15 protein-coding genes are annotated in these 20457 nt (G+C 31.7%); 5 read left to right on the forward strand and 10 right to left on the reverse strand.

The features are described from left to right. Nucleotides 1-36 precede the first annotated feature (36 nt). From M890_RS0114510 to M890_RS0114525, 4 genes are read right to left on the reverse strand one after another with little or no spacing between them, the layout of a single operon-like run. Entirely contained in the window at nt 37-3549 is a 3513-nt protein-coding gene (locus M890_RS0114510; protein WP_028284210.1) for an efflux RND transporter permease subunit, read from the reverse strand. A gap of 10 nt (nt 3550-3559) precedes the next feature. Beyond that, entirely contained in the window at nt 3560-4729 is a 1170-nt protein-coding gene (locus M890_RS0114515) for an efflux RND transporter periplasmic adaptor subunit (RefSeq protein WP_028284211.1), read from the reverse strand. A 25-nt stretch (nt 4730-4754) separates the two neighbouring features. Next, the gene (locus M890_RS0114520; protein WP_028284212.1) at nt 4755-6062 is read right to left on the reverse strand and encodes a TolC family protein; all 1308 of its coding nucleotides are present in this window, start codon (nt 6060-6062) and stop codon (nt 4755-4757) included. Nucleotides 6063-6065: 3 nt separating this feature from the next. Further along, nucleotides 6066-6671, reverse strand: coding sequence for a TetR/AcrR family transcriptional regulator (locus M890_RS0114525; RefSeq protein ID WP_028284213.1), 606 nt, complete (start codon nt 6669-6671; stop codon nt 6066-6068). A gap of 127 nt (nt 6672-6798) precedes the next feature. Between M890_RS0114525 and M890_RS0114530 the strand changes: the two genes are divergently transcribed. Together M890_RS0114530 and M890_RS0114535 are read left to right on the forward strand one after the other, a co-directional pair. Then, nucleotides 6799-7773 carry a polyprenyl synthetase family protein gene (locus tag M890_RS0114530; protein WP_028284214.1) on the forward strand — a complete coding sequence of 325 codons (975 nt, stop codon included), beginning with the start codon at nt 6799-6801 and terminating at the stop codon, nt 7771-7773. Nucleotides 7774-7782: 9 nt separating this feature from the next. Beyond that, nucleotides 7783-8133: a hypothetical protein gene (locus tag M890_RS0114535; RefSeq protein WP_028284215.1), complete on the forward strand. Its 351-nt coding sequence runs from the start codon at nt 7783-7785 to the stop codon at nt 8131-8133. Between the two features lie 25 nt (nt 8134-8158). Here the strand turns inward: M890_RS0114535 and M890_RS0114540 are convergent, their stop codons facing one another. Then, on the reverse strand, nt 8159-8650 hold the full coding sequence (locus M890_RS0114540; protein WP_028284216.1) for a c-type cytochrome: 492 nt from the start codon (nt 8648-8650) through the stop codon (nt 8159-8161). A gap of 97 nt (nt 8651-8747) precedes the next feature. Then, nucleotides 8748-9293: a hypothetical protein gene (locus tag M890_RS0114545; protein ID WP_028284217.1), complete on the reverse strand. Its 546-nt coding sequence runs from the start codon at nt 9291-9293 to the stop codon at nt 8748-8750. A 116-nt stretch (nt 9294-9409) separates the two neighbouring features. On the opposite strand from M890_RS0114545, the gene M890_RS0114550 reads away from it, so the two are divergent. From M890_RS0114550 to odhB, 3 genes are read left to right on the forward strand one after another with little or no spacing between them, the layout of a single operon-like run. Continuing rightward, a complete protein-coding gene (locus M890_RS0114550) occupies nt 9410-12166 on the forward strand; it encodes a 2-oxoglutarate dehydrogenase E1 component (protein WP_028284218.1) in 2757 nt (918 codons plus the stop codon). Between the two features lie 17 nt (nt 12167-12183). Beyond that, nucleotides 12184-12552, forward strand: coding sequence for a DUF3887 domain-containing protein (locus M890_RS0114555; protein WP_084553701.1), 369 nt, complete (start codon nt 12184-12186; stop codon nt 12550-12552). A 31-nt stretch (nt 12553-12583) separates the two neighbouring features. Then, complete coding sequence (gene odhB / locus M890_RS0114560) at nt 12584-13834, forward strand: 2-oxoglutarate dehydrogenase complex dihydrolipoyllysine-residue succinyltransferase (RefSeq protein ID WP_028284220.1); 1251 nt, start codon at nt 12584-12586, stop codon at nt 13832-13834. A gap of 861 nt (nt 13835-14695) precedes the next feature. Here the strand turns inward: odhB and M890_RS0114570 are convergent. The 4 genes from M890_RS0114570 to M890_RS0114585 are packed head-to-tail and all read right to left on the reverse strand — an operon-like array spanning nt 14696 to nt 20373. Continuing rightward, nucleotides 14696-15337 carry a response regulator gene (locus M890_RS0114570; protein ID WP_028284221.1) on the reverse strand — a complete coding sequence of 214 codons (642 nt, stop codon included), beginning with the start codon at nt 15335-15337 and terminating at the stop codon, nt 14696-14698. 60 nt (nt 15338-15397) lie between these two features. Then, the gene (locus tag M890_RS0114575) at nt 15398-15850 is read right to left on the reverse strand and encodes a retropepsin-like aspartic protease (RefSeq protein ID WP_028284222.1); all 453 of its coding nucleotides are present in this window, start codon (nt 15848-15850) and stop codon (nt 15398-15400) included. Then, nucleotides 15834-18386, reverse strand: a complete 2553-nt coding sequence (locus tag M890_RS0114580; RefSeq protein WP_051437557.1) for a CHAT domain-containing protein — start codon at nt 18384-18386, stop codon at nt 15834-15836. The genes M890_RS0114575 and M890_RS0114580 overlap by 17 nt, the downstream gene beginning before the upstream one ends. A gap of 34 nt (nt 18387-18420) precedes the next feature. Then, nucleotides 18421-20373 carry a PKD domain-containing protein gene (locus M890_RS0114585; RefSeq protein ID WP_028284224.1) on the reverse strand — a complete coding sequence of 651 codons (1953 nt, stop codon included), beginning with the start codon at nt 20371-20373 and terminating at the stop codon, nt 18421-18423. Nucleotides 20374-20457 lie beyond the last annotated feature (84 nt).

The raw sequence follows: 20457 nt of genomic DNA on the forward strand, positions 1-20457 counted from the left end.
TTTAAATCATTTGTTTGTATAAATATAAATCAAAGTTTAGTCTTCGTTTATTGGTTCTACTATTAAAGAATCATCAATATCTTCTGAAGTAAATTTAGCTTTGAACCACATTTTTAATTTAACAGATAAGAAAAATAATATTGGAACAACAATTAAGGTCAAGAATGTTGCTATTAGTAAACCATATATAACCGTCCATGCTAAAGGTCCCCAAAATACTACGTTGTCTCCTCCCATATAAATATTAGGATTAAAGTCTGCAAACAATGTAAAGAAGTTTATGTTAAGTCCTATGGCTAAAGGAATTAAACCAAAAATGGTTGTAATAGCTGTTAATAATACAGGTCTTAAACGCGCCTTACCAGCTTTTACTATGCTTTCAAACAGGTCTTGATTATTTAAGTAATCGTCTTTTTCTAAATCTAGTGCTGCTTTTTTTCTATCAATAAGCAATTGTGCATAATCTAGAAGTACCACACCATTATTTACTACAATTCCGGCTAACGATATAATACCAACCATGGTCATCATAATAACAAAAGCACTTCCAGAAATTACAATACCTCCAAATACACCAATAAAACTAAGGAAAATAGCAATCATGATTATTGTTGGTTTTGAAACCGAATTAAATTGGAAGATTAAGATAAAAAAGATTAATCCCAATCCTGTAAAGAAAGCACCAACTAAAAAGGCCATTTGTTTGTTTTGTTCTTCGATTTGGCCTGTATAATCAATGTGAATATTAGCAGGTAAATCCTCGAAACTTTTCATTTCGTTTTGAATTTGACTAACAATAGCAGCTGCATCTGTGTAACCAGGAGCTAATGCCGAATAAACAGTTACAACACGCTTGGTGTCTTTATGTTTAATAGCACTAAAACCAGAATTGTTTTCGTATTTGGTAACAGCAGAAACAGGTACGCTTTTAATTTGTCCAGTATTGTCTCTAAACGTAATATTTTGATTAAATAAGGCGCTTTTGTTATATCTGTTTTCTTCATTAAAACGAACATAAATATCATAGTCGTCTCCATCTTCTTTATAAATACCTGCTTTAGATCCAAAAATAGAGCTTCGTAGTTGTTGTCCTACTTGTGCAGCACTAATACCTAGTTCTCCTGCTTTTTCTCTGTCAATTGTTACACGCATGGTTGGCTTGTCCTTATTAACATCAATTTTAAGCTCATCAATACCAGCAATATTTTTAGTATTAATAAACTCACGCATATTTTCGGCAGTTGCAATAAGCTCGTTATAATCGTCGCCTTCAATTTCAATATTAATAGGAGATCCTGCTGGTGGTCCATTGGCATCTTTTTCAACCGAAATTAATACTCCAGGATAAATACCAACTAAAGCAGCCTGTACTTTTTGACGTAATATCTCACTATCTTCTCCACGTCTATATTTATACTCACGCATAGACGCTGTGATTTTTCCTTTATGTGGCATTTCTGCAGCAGATCCACCATCAGTTTGAGGGTTTCCTGCACCTTCACCAACTTGAGATACTGTACTTTCTACTAAAAAGTTTTTGCCATCATGCATGTACATGTCTTGGTTAAGTACAGTGAAAACACGTTTTTCTATTTCTTTAGTAATCGCATTTGTTTTTTCGATTGCAGTACCTTGAGGATACTCGATATAAACAATGATTTGATTTGGTTTGTTATCTGGGAAAAATTCAACTTTTGTACGTTGTGTACTTAATGAAATACCGAAAGCAATAAATGAAGCGATTAATAATAAAAATGTACCAATACTTAGGATATAAGGTTTCCAGCCAGATAAAGCACCACGCAATTGACGCTCATACCAGTTTTCTAAACTTACTAATGATTTGTTTTGGAAGCTATTTGCCCATTTACGAATAAAGAAACGGTAAGCCCAAAGCATGATAGCGGTAAAAACCATTACTGTACCTAATCCTCTATAAGTACCACCAAATATTAGGATAATTACACCAATAACACCAATAATTAATGTAGTACGTATGATTTGTTTTAATGGCATGTCTTTATCTTCAATGGTCATGAATTTTGATACTAAAACCGAGTTGAAAAAGATGGCAACAAATAATGAAGATCCAAGGACGACCGATAAAGTTATAGGTAAAATTTTCATGAATTCTCCCATAATTCCTGGCCATAATCCTAATGGTATAAAGGCAGCAACTGTTGTTGCAGTAGATATTATAATTGGGAATGCAATCTCACCAATACCTTTTTTGGCAGCTTCAACCCTACTCATGCCTTCGTCTTCCATCAAACGATAGACGTTTTCTACAACCACAATACCATTATCCACAAGCATACCAAGTCCCATAATAAGACCAAATAATACCATGGTGTTTAAACTTTGTCCTAATAATTCTAAAATCATTAAAGACATAAACATGGACATTGGAATAGCAAATCCAACAAATAGTGCGTTTTTAAATCCTAAAAAGAACATTAAAACGGTTACTACTAATATTACACCAAAAATGATGTTATTTACTAAATCATCTACCTGTCCAATAGTAACAGATGATTGATCGTTAGTTACTGTTACTTTTAAATCTTTAGGAAAAACGTTGTCAATAGCATCCTTAACTATAACCTGAATTTGTTCTGCAGCAGCAACCATGTTTTTACCAGCACGTTTTTTAACGTCTAGCATCACCACAGGCTCTCCATACTCTCTTGCAAAAGTTGTTTTGTCTTCTTCTTTAAAAGTTACAACAGCAATATCTTTAAGATAGATAGATTTTCCGTTTTCTGATTTTACAACAAAGTTTTCTAGATCAGCAGGCGATTCAATCTCTCCTAAAACTCTAATAGTACGACGTTGTCCACTTGCTTTTAGGTTACCTGCAGACATGGTTAAGTTACCATTGTTAATTGCTCCAATAATATCATTAAAAGTGACTTGTGCAGCCATCATTTTATAAATGTCTACAGCAACTTCAACTTCTTTTTCTTGAGCACCACGTATGTCCGCTTTTTTAATTTCTTGTAAATCTTCAATGTCATCTTGAAGGTATTCTGCAAATTCTTTTAATTTCTGAATTGGATAATCACCAGAAATATTGATATTTAAGATTGGCATTTCCTCTGAAAGGCTTAACTCAAAAACATCAGGTTCTACTTTTGCTCCATTAAAGGTTGGCCAATCCTCTCCAGAAGTTTCAGTATCAATTTCATCTTTGACCTTCTGTTTGGCTTGATCCACAGTTATGCCTTCGTCAAATTCTACTATTAACATCGAGTAATCCTCTTGAGATGTTGAGGTGATTTCTACAACATTACTTACTGTTTTTAGTTTGTCCTCTAAAGGGTCTGTGATTAGTTTTTCAATATCCTCTGCAGTGTTTCCTGGGTAAATCGAGCTAACGTAAATTTTAGTTTCGTTTACTTCTGGGAAGTTTTCTCTAGGCATGCTAAAAAAGGCAGCTATACCTAAATAAAAGATAACAGCAATTAGGACATACATTGTGGTTTTGTTGTTAATTGCCCACGATGATAAACCAAATTCTTTGTCGACTTGTTTTTTCTTTTTAGTCATGATTATTGGTTTAGTATTTAATTACTTTAACGGTTTGTCCATCTTTAACACTACGTGCTCCTTCAAGTATTAGTTCGGCTCCATTTTGAATACCTTCTAAAACTTCTATAACGTCACCTTGTGTTTTTCCTGTTTTAATGATGATTTTGTTTACAACTCCTTCACCATTTTCTTTTTTGTCCTTAACAACGTAAACATATTGTTCTCCGTCTGCATTTTCGGATATGATGCTTTGTGGCACTAATATGGCTTTTTCGTTGGTGTAGTCATTAATTTTAAGTCTAGCAGTTAAGTTTGGTTTTATGTTTTTGTCTTTATTTGGCACGCCAATTTCAACTTTAAATGTTCGGTTTGCTGGGTTAATAACATCTCCTGCTTGACGGATTTTTGTATCTAAACTTTTTCCTAATACTGGAAATTCTACATTAACATCTTTACCTTTAGTTACATCAGAAACATAACTTTCTGGTACGTCAGTTTCAATATACATGTTGTCTAAATTTACAATTTGCATTAGTGGTGTTTGACCTGCTCCAACAACACTTCCTTTTTCTGTAATAACATCATCAATAGTTCCGTTAAAAGGTGCTCTTACTGTTGTTTTATTAATTTGTTGTTGTAATTGGTTAATTGCTTCTTGTTGAGACTCGTAAGATGATTTGGCTTGTAAGTATTGTATTTCGCTTCCAATTTTTTGATCCCATAAACGTTGTTGACGCTCAAAGGTTGTTTTTGCTAAATTAGCTTGGATTTTTAATTGTGCTAATTGTTGGCTTAATCCACCATCGTCAATTCTGGCTAATACTTGACCTTTAGTTACATTTTGACCTTCTGTTACATAAACATTAGTTAGTATACCACTAAACTCAGGTGTAATAACTAATAGGTTTTTTGTAGTTACGTTACCTTGTAGCTCTAGTACGTGATTAAACACTTCTTCTTTAGCTGTTAGCGTTGTTATTAAAGGTGTGTTTTGTGTGCTGTCTAATGTTTTGATACGATCGTCAAGTAGTTTTATCTGAGAGTGGATTGCGTCCTGTTGAGTCACTAACTCTGCTCGTTTAGTACGAATCTCCTTTAGGTTATTTTTTTCTAAAACTTTTTCAACTGTATTTTTTTTATCTCCATTACAAGACGCTAATACTATAGCTAGAAAAGAAATTGTTATTATATGTTTCATAATTAATATTTTGTAGGATTGATGATTAGTTAGTTGTGTTTAGTAAAGTTTCTAGTTCTGCTTTTTTGGTAATTACATCTAACATAGTTTGAAGTAATTCTTGTTGTGCAGTATATAATTGTGTTTGTGCTTGTCTTAAGTCAAAACTTGATGCAATACCTTCAAAAAATTTAGTTTGGTTTTTTTGCTCTATACGCTCTGCTAAGGATAAGTTTTCTTTTTTGTTCTGGTAATCTTCAATTGCAAATTGGTAATCGCTTTTAGCAGATTGTATTTGTAGATTAAGCATTTGCTCGGTTTCGGTTAAATTAATTTCTGCTTTTTCTAAATTAATTTGCGCACGTTGTGTTGCTGCATTACGCATACCAGAACTAAATATTGGTACATTTAGGCTTACGCCAAATATGGATGATCCAAACCATTTTTCGTTTGAATTAGTAAAATTAAAAGACTCTCTGTTTCCTACGTAAGATCCATTAACAAAAGCGCTTAAGCTTGGTAAAGCTTTACTTTTTTCTAGTTTTACTAAAAGCTCGTTAGTTACTTTTTCATTTTCTGCTATTTTATAATCTATTGTATTTTCAACATTATTTGCAGAATCTAGTAAGCTTAATTCTATGTTTTGAAGCGTTAAAACATCTAAATCTTCGGTTAAAACCGTTGGTGCATCTATTGGTTTTCCAATGGTTAGATTTAGCATTTGATAAGCTAAAGTTTTTAAACGATTAGTATTGTTTAAATTACTTTTAACACTAGATAAGGTGATTTTTAATTGTTCTACACTTTCTTCTTCCTCTAAACCATTTTCAAAAATCTTGGTTATATCGTTTAGGTTTTTTTCTAAAACAGTTATGTTTTTTTCTAGAATTGCAACGCTTTCTTCTGCAAGTAAAACATTACCATACGCGTTAATAACAGCTTTTCTTACTTCTAAATCTGTTTTAGTTTTTGCGTTTTTAGAAATCTCTAAATACACTTTAGCAGATTGTAAACCTACTAAATATGAACCGTCAAACAGTAATTGACTTAAAGTAGCAGTACCTGTTAAACTGTGTTTGGTACCCACTTGTATTGTTTGGTCGCCAAATACAATGACGTTTCGTTTAAGTGCATTTTGGTAATCTACAGTAGCATTTAATTGTGGTAATCCTGTAGCTGTTGTTTCCCATTTTTGTTTAATTGCTGCTTCAATATCTAAAGCTGCATTTTTTGCTGTTCTGTTATTTTCTAAAGCATAATCAATTGCTTCTTGCAAAGACAATTGTGTTGGAGCCTCTTGAGCATAAGCAGAGCTGCCTATAATAAAACTAAATAATATTAGTAAATGTCTCATTGGTTACGATTGATTGGTGTTTATAAATTTGTTTAATATTTGTAAGCCTTTTTCACTACAAATGGCTCTTAAGTGATATTCTAAATAGCTTTCCATTAAGTATTCCATTGTAAATATTTGGGATGGAAAAATGGTTTCGTCTTTTATTCCTGACATACCATTAAAATACATTCTTGAAATAAAATCGACATCAATGTTTTTTCTAAATAAGTTTGTATCTACACCTTTTTGTATACTTTCTTTTACTGATACGTACATTTTTTCAAACTGCTTAATTTGAAGCTGATTATGTATTTGTGGATAATATTTTTTTAATTGAAATTGAGGTGATGTTTTTTCGTTTTTTAGATAATTCATCACAAACATTTTAATGTCATACAACTCTTCAATTGGATTGTGGGAGGCGTTGCAAATACAATCTATACCTTCGCAAATATTATCAAATATATTTAGCGTAGTTGCTTCAATTAACTTTGTTTTGTTAGTAAAATGTTGATATATAGTCTTTTTAGATATGCCTAACTCGTTAGCTATATCGTCCATTGTTACACTTTTAAAACCAAGTGATAAAAACAATTCTGCGGATTTATTTAAAATTTTTTCTCTCATAATTTGGGGCAAATATACAATAGGAAACTTTAAAAACAATATAAGTTTCCAAAGTTTTAATTATTATTTAACATTGGACTTTTGTTAGACAATAGTTTGTTAGCAGTATTTGCTTTATTTTTGCAGAATGCAAAACATTTTATTTTATCAATCTGCTTTTACAGATTATTTAAAAGACTATTCGTCACCAAAGCAACCAGAAAACCTATATAGTCCAATACATTATATATTGCAATTAGGAGGTAAGCGTTTAAGACCAGTATTAACATTAATGACTGCCGAGATTTTTGGTACAGATTACCAAAAGGCTTTAGATGCAGCATTAAGTGTTGAGGTGTTTCATAATTTTTCGTTAGTGCATGACGACATTATGGATGATGCTCCTTTAAGACGAGGTCAGCAAACTGTACACGAAAAATGGGATTTAAATACTGGTATTTTATCTGGAGATGCGATGTTAATTATGGCATATCAGTTATTTGAAAACTATAAGCCTACAACTTTTCAAGCCTTAGCAAAGTTATTTAGTAAAACTGCTTTAGAGGTTTGCGAGGGACAACAATATGATGTTGATTTTGAAACTAGAGACGATGTTACTATACCAGAGTACTTAAAAATGATTGAGTATAAGACCGCTGTTTTGGTTGGTGCAGCCATGAAAATGGGAGCCATAGTTGCAGAAACGTCCGAAGAAAATCAAAATAGTATTTATCAGTTTGGAAGATTGTTAGGTATTGCTTTTCAATTACAAGACGATTATCTAGATGCATTTGGTGATCCAGAATCCTTTGGTAAACAAGTTGGAGGTGATATTATTGAAAACAAAAAGACCTATTTATATTTAAAAGCTTTAGAGTTTTTAAACCAAAAAGATAAAGTAAAACTAGAACAATTGTTTTCTGTACAATTAGATGATAATACAGAGAAAATTGAAACAGTAAAACAATATTTTATAGATTCTAAATCTGCTGAAGCCACTCAGGATGCTATAAAAGCTTACACTAAAAAAGCATTTGATGTGTTAGATACTTTAACAATCTCTGAGGACAAAAAAGAATTGCTTCGCGAATTTGGCAAGGGTTTAATGACCAGAACGGTTTAAATTAAGTAAATGACTTTACCTGCAACTTTTGAAGCTTTAATTACAGAAGCTAACAATTTAAAGCTTTATAAAAAATTGGTGTTGCAACTTAATAAAGATTTTTTGTACGCAAATATTGATTTGGATTTTGATGAAGACATTTTACCATCAAGTCTAAAATTAATATTACATGAAACAGTATATAAACTGATTCAAGAAAAGTTTGCGGAATACTTAAATTTACTCTATATTATTGATGTATCAGAAGATGCTATTAAAAAATTAGATGGAAGTGATACACTGCAATTGTCGGAAGAGGTGACCTTTTTAATCTTAAAAAGAGAATGGCAAAAAGTATGGTTTAGACATAAATATTCATAAAAGTTTAAACCATACTTTAATGTGTTTAAAGTGTTCTAAAGTATTCCAAAACAGCACGTGCATCAGCTTCTGATAGTCCTTGATTAATCATAGGCGTATTATTATATTCTTTTAATAAATCTTTAGCAATTGGATCATTTTTCAGCATCTCTTCAGGATTTAAAATCATATTCATAACCCATTCTGGTGTACGTCTTTTTAAAATGTCTTTTGGTGCTGGACCAATAAATTTTTTATCAGATCTATGACATGCTGTGCACATTTTATCGTAGACTTCTTTACCGTGAGATACCTTTTTAGTATCTATTTGATCAGATAAGGTTAGTGTTTTTATTGGGCCAATTCCTTTGTTAGTTAGGTCTACAGTGTTTGATACTGTATTTTGTTCAGGATTTGATTCTACTTTAGACGAAGGCGGTCGCTGATAGCTAAAGTTTTCTTTAGTTTTTTTCTCATTGCCACCACAGCTTATTAACACAAAACCTAATACTAAAATAATTGAATGTAATTTTGACATGACTTTATAAGTTTAAATTTTATCAAAAATAAAGTGTAATTAAAGCCATAAAGGTGACTTAAGTCACCTTAAAATATAAAATAAATTGTATTTAGGTTTAAAAGAAGACTCTCACAAACGGTACAAAAGCATCTGCATAAACACTATCGTTTTCGTCATATAGTAAATCGTATCTTACTCCAATGGTTACATTATTTGTTCTGTAACCTGCACCAACAAATAATGCAGGTACCCAATAATTACGATCTGAATTATTTGCAAAAACACCTTCAAATTTTTGATTAACATTTAGCTGTTCAAACTCGGCAGATAATTGGATTTCCTGTATTGGATTAAAAAGTCCCATAATACTTCCTCCTAAAATTGTTGATTTGTAAATGTTTTTACTTCTATTGTAAGTTCCATTTAATCCAACACCTAAAGCAAAAGTATTGTCAAATTGATAAATAGCACTAGGCGCTAAAGTTGCACTAAAAAAATTATTTCCTGTGCTTAAACCCAAGCCTCCTCCAAATCTAACATTTTTCCAAAATTCACTTTTTTGTTGTGGGAAATCATCCTGTGCATTGCTAAAAGTGAGGAATAAACACGAAAAGATTGTTAAAACAATAATTTTATGGTGTTTTAGAGTGCTGAATTTCATAATTATTAATTTAGAATTTTAAGAATGTTATAAATATAATAAAAGCATCTCTATATTTAGTAAAAGTTGTATTTTTGATAAAATTTTGTTGAAGCGAACACGTCTTAAAGAAAATAATGGATAAATACTCCTTTTTAAACGCAGCACATACAGCATACTTTGCTGATTTATACGAACAATATACAATAAACCCGGACTCTGTTGAGCCTAGTTGGAGAGCCTTTTTTCAAGGTTACGACTTTGGATCAGAAAACTATGGACTAGAAGGCGAAATTGTTGAAGGTGTTTCAAGTCAAATACCAGAACATGTTCAAAAAGAATTTCAGGTTGTTAAATTAATAGATGGTTATCGTAATAGAGGTCATTTATTTACTAAAACCAATCCTGTCAGAGATCGTCGCAGGTACGAGCCAACTCTTGATGTAGAAAACTTTGGACTGTCACAGTCTGATTTAGATACCACATTTAATGCTGGTGATATTTTAGGTATTGGAGCGCAAACGCTAAGAGAAATCTTAAAACATTTAAATAGTATCTATTGTGATGCTATAGGTGTTGAGTATATGTACATTAGAAAACCTGACGAAATTCAGTGGATTCAAAATAAACTTAACATTAACGATAATCAACCTAATTTTACTGGTGAGCAAAAAAAGCACATCCTTAAAAAATTAAACGAAGCCGTATCGTTTGAAAGTTTTTTACATACTAAATATGTTGGACAAAAACGTTTCTCTTTAGAAGGAGGAGAGTCTTTAATTCCTGGTTTAGACGCAGTCATTGAAAAAGCTGCAGAACTTGGTGTTCAGGAATTTGTTATGGGAATGGCACACAGAGGTCGTTTAAGTACATTAACAAATATATTTGGAAAATCTGCGAAAGATATCTTTAGCGAATTTGATGGTAAAGATTACGAGCAAGAAGTATTTGATGGAGATGTTAAGTACCATTTGGGTTGGACAAGTAACCGTCAAACCGATAATGGCAAAAAAATAAATTTAAGTATTGCGCCTAACCCTTCGCACTTAGAAACTGTTGGAGCAGTAGTAGAAGGTATTGTTAGAGCAAAACAAGACACATTATATAGTGACAACTTTAGTAAAGTACTACCAATAGTAGTCCATGGTGATGCAGCAATAGCAGGTCAAGGTTTGGTTTACGAGGTTGTACAAATGGCACAATTAGATGGTTACAAAACTAACGGAACCATCCACGTTGTCGTTAATAATCAAGTTGGATTTACAACTAACTATTTAGATGCAAGATCAAGTACGTATTGTACAGATATTGGTAAAGTAACATTATCACCTGTGTTACACGTAAATGCAGATGATGCCGAAGCTGTAGTACACGCTATGTTATTTGCTTTAGACTTTAGAATGAATTTTAAAAGAGATGTCTTTATAGATTTATTAGGATATAGAAAATATGGTCACAATGAAGGTGATGAGCCTAGATTTACACAACCAAAATTATATAAAGCAATTGCTAAGCATGCTAATCCAAGAGATATTTATGCAGCCAAATTAGTTGCACAAGGTATCATTGATAAGGATTATGTTAAACAATTAGAAAACGATTACAAGTCTAGTCTAGAGGAAAAATTAGAGGATTCACGTAAGGAAGATAAAACCGTAATCACTCCGTTTATGGAGGAGCAATGGAAAGATTTTACTCAAGTAGATGAAACCACTATGATGCAATCCGTGGATACAACCACAGATTCAAAAAGATTAGCAGAAATTACTAAAGTGATTTCTAACCTACCAAAAGATAAAAAGTTTATCAGAAAAATAGAACGTTTAATTAACGATCGTCAAACCATGTTTGACGAAAACAGATTAGATTGGGCTATGGCAGAGCATTTAGCTTACGGAACCTTATTAGACGAAGGTTATAATGTACGTATATCTGGTCAAGATGTAGAGCGTGGAACATTCTCTCATAGACATGCAGTTGTCAAGGTAGAAGATAGTGAAGAAGAAATTTTACTATTAAACCAAGTAAGCGATAAACAAGGTCAATTTCATATTTTCAACTCACTATTGTCAGAATATGGCGTTGTAGGTTTTGATTATGGATATGCTATGGCAAGTCCTAATACATTAACTATTTGGGAAGCACAATTTGGAGACTTTAGTAATGGTGCACAAATCATGCTAGACCAATATATTTCTGCTGGAGAAGATAAGTGGAAAACCCAAAACGGGTTAGTCATGTTGTTACCACATGGTTATGAAGGACAAGGTGCAGAACACTCTTCAGCACGTATGGAACGTTACTTACAATTATGTGCAAAAGACAATATGTTTGTTGCAGATTGTACAACACCAGCTAACTTTTTTCACTTGCTAAGACGTCAAATGAAAACTAATTACCGTAAGCCACTAATTGTGTTTACACCAAAAAGTTTATTACGTCATCCAAAATGTGTTAGTACAGTTGAAGAATTTGCAAATGGAGCATTCCAAATGTTAATAGATGACGCTGCTGTTAAAGCAGATAAAGTAAAAACATTAGTGTTTTTAACAGGTAAATTCTATTACGATTTAGATGAGGAACGTGAAAATTTAAACAGAGAAGATGTTGCTTTAATTAGAATAGAGCAGTTGTTTCCTTTACCAACGACACAAATTAGAGAGATATTAGCCAAATACAAAAATGCAGAAGACATTGTTTGGGCACAAGAAGAACCAAGAAATATGGGAGCTTATGCACACATGTTAATGCATTTAGATGAAGCTAAAACTTTTAGGCTAGCCTCTAGACGTCCTTATGGTGCACCAGCAGCAGGTAGTTCTGTGCGTTCTAAAAAACGTCATAAAGAAGTCATAGATTTTGTATTTGATAAGACAAAAAATAACCAGCGATAAGCTATAAATATATAAACATGAAAAAGTTACTTTTAATTTTAGCACTCTTGATATCCACTATAGGAATAGCACAAGAAAAAGATAACTATAAAAATGCAGTAACTAGTTTTCAAAACCATTACAATAATGGAGATGTTACTAGTATTTTTAACATGTTTGATAATAATTTTAAACAAGTTTTAACCCTAGAAAAAACTAAAGCTTACTTTACACAAGAAGTAAACATGGAAGCTTTAGGGAAAATTAAATCAATTGAATATAAGGATACAGTTCGTACAGGAAACAATTATACGATTACTTTTGATAAAGGCATTTATAATGGGTATTTCTTATTAGGAACGGATAATAAGTTTGCACTTATTCAATTAGATTTAGCAAAAAAATAAAAATAACACAACAATATAAAGTTACATTACGATGATTTTAGAAATGAAAGTGCCTTCTCCAGGCGAATCTATCACAGAGGTTGAAATAGCAGAATGGTTAGTTCAAGATGGTGATTATGTAGAAAAAGACCAAGCAATTGCTGAAGTAGATAGTGATAAAGCAACTTTAGAGTTACCTGCAGAAGCAAGCGGAATTATTACGCTTAAAGCTGAAGAAGGAGATGCTGTCGCAGTTGGTCAAGTTGTATGTTTAATTGACACAAGTGCAGAAGCACCAGCAAGTAGCACTTTTGAAGGTGGTGATGAAGGTGGAAACACAAACGCTGAAAAAGATTTGGCTAAAGACCAAAAGGCAACACCAAATACAGACTCAGCTAAAGCTCCAAATCCTGCAACAAAAACTTATGCATCTGGTACAGCAAGTCCAGCAGCTAAGAAAATATTAGCAGAAAAGGATATGGATGCATCATCTGTAACAGGAACAGGAAAAGATGGACGTATCACTAAAGAAGATGCAGTTAAAGCTGTGCCATCTATGGGAACTCCAACTGGAGGAGATCGTAGCTCTACTAATACTAAAATGTCAATGTTACGTCGTAAAGTAGCAGAGCGTTTAGTTGAAGCAAAAAATACTACAGCCATGTTAACTACTTTTAACGAAGTAAACATGTCTCCTATTTTTGCATTAAGAAACGAATATAAAGAGACTTTTAAAGCTAAACATGGTGTTGGCTTAGGGTTTATGTCATTTTTCTCGTTAGCTGTTGTACGTGCATTACAAATGTATCCAGCAGTAAACTCGATGATTGATGCTAAAGAAATGAAAACATTTAACTTTGTTGATATTAGTATTGCTGTTTCAGGACCAAAAGGATTAATGGTTCCAGTAATTAGAAATGCTGAAAATTTATCTTTTAGAGGTGTAGAATCTGAAGTTAAACGTTTAGCCCTTAGAGCTAGAGATGGTCAAATTACCGTAGATGAAATGACAGGAGGAACATTTACTATTACAAATGGAGGTGTATTTGGAAGTATGTTATCTACGCCAATTATAAACCCACCTCAAAGTGGTATTTTAGGAATGCACAATATTATTGAGCGTCCTATAGCTGTTAATGGTAAAGTTGAAATACATCCTATGATGTACGTTGCATTATCTTATGACCACAGAATAATTGATGGTAAAGAGAGTGTAGGGTTTTTAGTAGCAGTTAAAGAGGCTTTAGAAAACCCAACTGAATTACTAATGAATAACGATATTAAAAAAGCTTTAGAGCTTTAATAAACATAATGCTTTTATAAAAAAGGGAACAACAGTAGTTGTTCCCTTTTTTTTTGTTTCTATTTATCTAAAAAAATAAATATATTAAAAGCAATAATAATAACTGTTAGTATAATAATACAAGCAGCTATAATACGATTTTGCTCCTGTGTTCTTTTTTCTAAATCCATAATTTTGATTAATTAAAAACTCTGCACCATTACAGTACAGAGTTTTCTTTAAATAATTCTCCCTAAGAACTAATTAATAGCATGGTAAAGGTATACTGTATAAAGGACATATGAAATACGTAGAACTACGTATTTTTACTTGGGTTTAGCACAAAAAAAAGCTCCAAAACATAATGTTGCTTTAGAGCTTTCTCAATTTCCCTAAAAATTGATTTAATAGCACTGCTAAGATAAAAGATATAAATGAGGTGTGAAATACGTAGAACTACGTATTTTTATTTGAGTCTTTTCCAAAAAAAAAGCTCCAAACAAATTAATGATTTAGAGCTTTCTCAATTCTTCATAAATTGATTAATAGCACTGCTAAGATATAAGTAATAATCGAGGTGTGAAATACGTAGAACTACGTATTTTTATTTAAGTCTTTTCCAAAAAAAAGCTCTAAAACAAATAGTCGCTTTAGAGCTTTTACCAATTTTCCCTAAAAATTGATTTAATAGCACTGCTAAGATAAATGATATAAATGAGGTGTGAAATACGTAGAACTACGTATTTTTTCTGACTTTATTATAATAAAAAAAAGCTTTAATTGAGATGTCAATTAAAGCTTTAATAGTCTGTATTTACTAAGTAAGTTTGCTTGTTGTTAAAACATGATGCCCTTAGCAAACAAATAATATTGTGTGTAACCCTAAGTGTTTTTAATAAGGTCTTTATTCATATTAGCCCAAAGCATAAGCTCGTTATGCGATTTTTTAAGATCTAGTTTTTTAACAATATTACTTCTATGTTTTTCAATGGTTCTGGTAGAGCTTGCTAATTCTTTCGAAATCTCGGCTGAGGTTAATTTATCAGCAAGTAACTTAACAACCTTTAATTCTGTAGGTGTTAATATTTCTAATAAGTTTGAACTAGAAAAAGTCACTTTAGAGTTTAAGTAAGAGGCAATCTCTTCACTAAAATAAGCTTCGCCTTTTAAAACATGTTTAATGCAGGTTTCAATTTCTTCAACCGCAAATTCTTTTAAAATATAACCATAAACATTGCAAGCTCGAGCTTTGTCAAATAAATGCTCTTCGTTGTCAAAAGTGATTAATATAATTTTGGTTTTTAGTTCATTTTTAAAACAAGCTTCAGCAACATCTAATCCAGTCATTTTTGGCATTCTGATGTCAAGTAAAGCTAAATCAGGTTTTAATTTAACTATTAAGTTATAGGCAGTTTGTCCGTCTTCTGCACTTCCAATTATTTTAAATCCTCTAGAGGTAATAAAATCAGATAATCCTCTAAGCATTAAAGGATGGTCATCTGCTATTACTATTGATGCTTTCATATTCTAGAAGGTCTTTTAAAGGTTGGATTTTGGTTATTAAAATTATAAAAAAATAAGCTGTTAGACTAATTTTTTTAGGTACAAATATTTTTTTTCGTAATCGATTATTCCTTTTATCTTTTTTAAGACATCAGCTCCAATTATTCCGTCCACTGGTTGTGCGTTATGGTTTATTAATGCAGCATTTACATGACTTAAATCAAACAATACTAAAGCTGATTTATCAATTTTAAGGCGACCAATTTTCAGGGTGTTGTTTTTGGATACTTGTGTAAACATGCCTATTGCACCTGCTCCTGCAGCTAAGATTTTAGAGTCCTTAACCTTTTTTAAGCTAAATTTTTGTGCAGCTTCAAAACCAACACAACTGTTGGATGCTCCTGTGTCTAAAATAAACAGACCTTTTACTCCGTTAATGGACGCTTTTATTTCAAAATGATTAGTCTTAGTTAATTTTAATTTGACTCTTATATAGTTTTTTGCAAATAAAAAGTCTTTAAGCGTTTGATCCATTTTTGCGTTTAAGTATTATAATCCATAAAAGTAAAGCAATCCCTAAACCAATAAAAGCAAAAATGATATATTTTAAATTTGAGTTGGGTGTTTTTGCTGTTAAGTGACCATAATAGATAAAGGTACTCCAATAGTATGGCGACTTTTTTACATTAGAAATAGATTGATTGCTTAAATAATCCAATTTTGATAATCGATTAGCTAAAAATGGCGATTGTGTTTGACTATAGTTTTTATAAAAAAAAGCCATTAATTGCGAGGTAGATAAGTCATTAATTTTCCATAAAGAGAAAAGGATGTTTTCAACTCCTGCATATTGAAAACCTCTAGCTAAATTCATGCTGCCTTCTCCTTTTTGTAGTTTTCCAACACCAGTTTCGCAAGCACTTAGGACTACCAATTGGTTATTAAGATCAAGACTGTATAAATCGTTTAAATATAATTTTTGGTCAATAAAATCTATGTTTGCAGGTATGGTAAAGGTTCCGCTATTAGCGTGCGTAGATAAGTGTAATACACCATAGTTTTTAGCTTGTAGTAATGCATCGTTTTTAGTAGCAGCTTGATGCATTAAAAATTTAGCATTAGTTTCTTTATTAATACTTTCGGCTTCGTCTAACGAGAATGTTAGTTTTGTATTACTGTTGTCAAACACAGGAAACACACCTAAAACGCTATCGATATATTTAAAATCGGAAGCATTTAAATAAAATAACGCGCTAGTATTGTATGCTAATACTTGATTGTTTACAACAAAAGGCATTTTAGAATAATTTGTTGAATTTGTGTTTTGGGTTAATAAACTTTCAAACGGAATAAAATTTAAAAATCCATCTGTTATTATTACTACATTTTTAAACTCTGAAGTCTTATCTAACAGTAAGGTTTTATATAATTTAAAAGCGTCATTAGTAAATTGCGAAATGTTATTGTTTATCACAGAAGAATTTTCAAAATATCCTATATAATTATTAATAGATGTGTTAAATACCGTATCTCTTTTAATGCTATTTAAACTTATGGCTGTTGCCGAAATTATAAATTGATAAACAAAATGTTTGCCATAAAAATATTCTACCAACACAGCTTGGTCTTGATTTAATTTCTGTTGTAATTTTTTTACCGAAATTTCTGTTTTGCTTGCGTCGGGATATTTGCTATTTATTTTAGTTTTTAATTGTTTTAAAGTAATGCTAACAGAGGTTAACGCTTGACTTATTTTATCAATTTCTTTTGCTTTTTGTTGGTATTGGGCTTTAATTAATAAGTTGGTTAAATGCTCTTGTTGTTTAAGTAATGACATTTCTGTAATTAATAAACTATCTGTAGGATGACGTTTTAAAAGCGACTTTTTGCCTATAATTTCTTTTAAAACAGCAGCTTTATTTTTTTCGGCATAAATAAAGGCTTCCTTTATAAGTGTCGTGTCTTTTGTTGTTTGAAAAGCATCAAAAAGCAATGTAATACTGGACTCACTACGTTTGCGATTGGCATAAAGATTAATAAGTTTAGACTCTTGTGAGGTTAGGTTTTTAGTTAATAGATTGGAAACGTAAAAACTTAAATTGTAACAGGCTAACGCATTGTTATAATTAGATTGAAGCCTTGCCAATAAGTCAAAAATATCTATAAATGTATTTTCGGGATATAAAGTTTCTTTATTAGGTAATGCATCTGGATTATAATTTGGTAATAAAGCTTTTAGCGCAAGCTGTAATTTTAATGCTGTGCTTTTTAAGTCGTTTAGCTTATAATGTAATTGGGCTTCTTCAAAATGTAATTTAGCTTTTGTTCTGGCAGTAAGTGTGTCTTGTTTTATGTGTAAATATTTAGTTTGAAAATAGTATAATGCAGCTTTATAGTCTTTGTTTTTTAAAGCTAAGTGGTATTTGCTATCAATTTCTTTTTGGGTTTCTGGTACAATTGCATCTTTAATTTGCATTGTACTAATGTTAATAATGCTTTGCAATGTTTGCTTTTGTAAAGTTGAAGCTCCTTTTATAGCTAAGCCATTTTTGGCAATATTAATAGCAGAATTATATTTGCCAATAGTATAATAAAGATTTGCTAAGTTTATTGCTCCACTTATTCTGTGTGGAATGTTATTTTGCTGCTCTGCTAGAAAGATGTAATGTTTAATTGTATTTTCTGCATTGGTATAGTCACCAACTTTATTATAAAGTATGCCTAAGGGTTTTAAGCAATACTCGGTTATATCATATACAAAGGTTTTGTTTAATTGGTGTTTATTGTAAATATCCAATGCAGCCTCATAAGTGGTAATTGCTTTAGATTGTTGGTTATTACGATATAAATAGTCCGCTTTATTGACTAATAAAAACAAATAAGCAAAATACTCGTCTTTGGTTTTTAATTTTGATGAAAAATTAGCTTCGTTTTTTATTAAAATAGAAAAAGTTTCAGCAGTTCTATTTGTATTAAAAGTTTCGGTTGCCACATAAATACTTTCTTCTAAATCTTGCGAAAAGCAATTTACAATGATTAGACAAAATAATATGATAAGGCTATTTTTCATTTTTAAAACTATAAATACATATCAGTGTTGTTAGTTAAAACTTCCAAATGGCATACAATTGTAGGTAATTGTAATTGTCTTTTAAGTTGAAAACGTAACGTGCACCTAGACTTGGACCTATTCTGGCAAATCCAGCAGTAGCCTCGACCAAAAATCCAGTTCTAAAACTGGTAAAATTCTCTTTGGTTGTGGAAGAAGTTTGCGATGAATCTAGTAAAAATGGTGGTTGTATGTTTGTGTTTTCAAATTCTTCAATTAATACGTTTTTAGTAATTTTTTGACTAATGGATAGCGCACCTTGTAAACCTGCTCCAACACCAATATAATTGTTTAGGTTATATCTTGCTAATACAGGGATTTCCCAATCGATATTGTCATAGGATTTGGTGGTTGTTGTGCGCTGTATTCTGTCATCAATTCCAGGTTCTCCTATAATAGTTTGGCTAACCGTTTTATTGCTATCAAAGCTATGAAAACTGTTTAAAAGTTCTACTTGCCAATACCATTTGTAGGATTTGTAAGGCGAAACTGTGGCGCCTACAAAGTAACTTTTAGAATTATCTAAATCCGAGAATAGGTTGTAACCAGCTTTTGCACCAATAGATATACCTGGTAAAAAGCGGGTTGTGGAATAATTAGTTATTATTGGGTCGTTTTTGTCAAAAATAATTGCAGTACGTGATTTGGTTTTTTGCTTATGAAAATCCTTACCAAACTTGATGCGGTATTGTACAAAACCTTTTGTAGAGTCATAAACCTTAACATTTTTTTGCTGACTTCCTGGTAAGTAAATGTTTTTAAAAGTGAATATGGCTTGTTTTTGTGTATAGCTTGTATCTAGGCAGCTATATTGGACCTCGTATTTTGGGCATATTTTTACTTTTGGGTACATGTCTAAAACTTCAATAGTAGCTTTATCAAACATATCTGGTATGTCTGTTTCTAGTCTAATTGTGGTTGCAGGACCTTCGCCATTATTTTGAAATCTAATTTTAAATTTAGGTTTTTTGTAACGCACTAATCTGTAATTTAAAAAAGTAGCGTTTGAGGACATTTTATTGGGATCATGAGAGGTAACAATTTCCATTTCCATGTCTTTTACATTATGGTCATCATAGTTATCATCTGGAATATAAACGCCTCTAACCGAAATTATAGCACTAGTATCCTTTAGCATTTCTGGTGTGGTTTTTAAGGTGTAAAATATATTACGCTCTTCATTTGGTTGCATGTTGCTAAAGCTTAATTGACTTGAGTTTTTATAGTTGGCTTTAGCTTGAGCAAGTGTTAATGGTAGATTTTGTCTTTCGGTAGAGTCTTGTGGACTAAATGTATTACGCAAGCTTTGAATTTCTGCGGAAGCGTAATAGGTTTTGTTTTCTGGTTTAGAGGTGTAAACTAGGTTGTCGTTATCTTGTTCAATCTCGCCATGATACGTTCTCACATCTGTAATAGTAAAATTGTCGTCGCCATATTTTGCTTCGTTATAAAACAAATAGACTTTACCGTTTGTGGTGTAATCTTTGGTGTTTTTGTATTTGTAAATTAGCACTATTTCTTCTTCTGGAATGGGCTCTCTATTTCGTTGTAAATCTATTGCATCTTCCATAGACGCTTGTTCTTGATAGGTGTCATCTGCAGTATTTACTCTTATTTTTTTAGGTCTAGTGGTTGGTGGTTTGCCTGTGTCGTAATTATTGGTAGCCCACAGTCTTACCTCATAGTCTCCGGGTTTTTTATAAACCTTAGTTGGGTTATTTTCTTTGCTGTAGGTACCATCTCCAAATTCCCAATAATTTGTGTAAAACGCTTTAGGTGCACCAGCTATTTGATTTAGTTGTGGTGCGTTTGGAGAGAATTGGACCTGTTTGCCTTCTATTTTATAATCTATGGTAGCAGTACGTCTAGTAGTATCTATTACTGTATCCTGACTTAAGCTAAGGTTGGTTAAACTTAGGGTGAAAATAATAGCGATTATAGTTTTCATTGGTGGTGTGGTTTAGATACTAAATTTAGTAATAATAATATTGATATTTGCTTTACAATCTATAAGTGGAGGTTTTAAGTAAAG

Origin of the sequence: Olleya marilimosa CAM030, from assembly GCF_000518485.1 — a bacterium.
GTDB lineage: Bacteria > Bacteroidota > Bacteroidia > Flavobacteriales > Flavobacteriaceae > Olleya > Olleya marilimosa.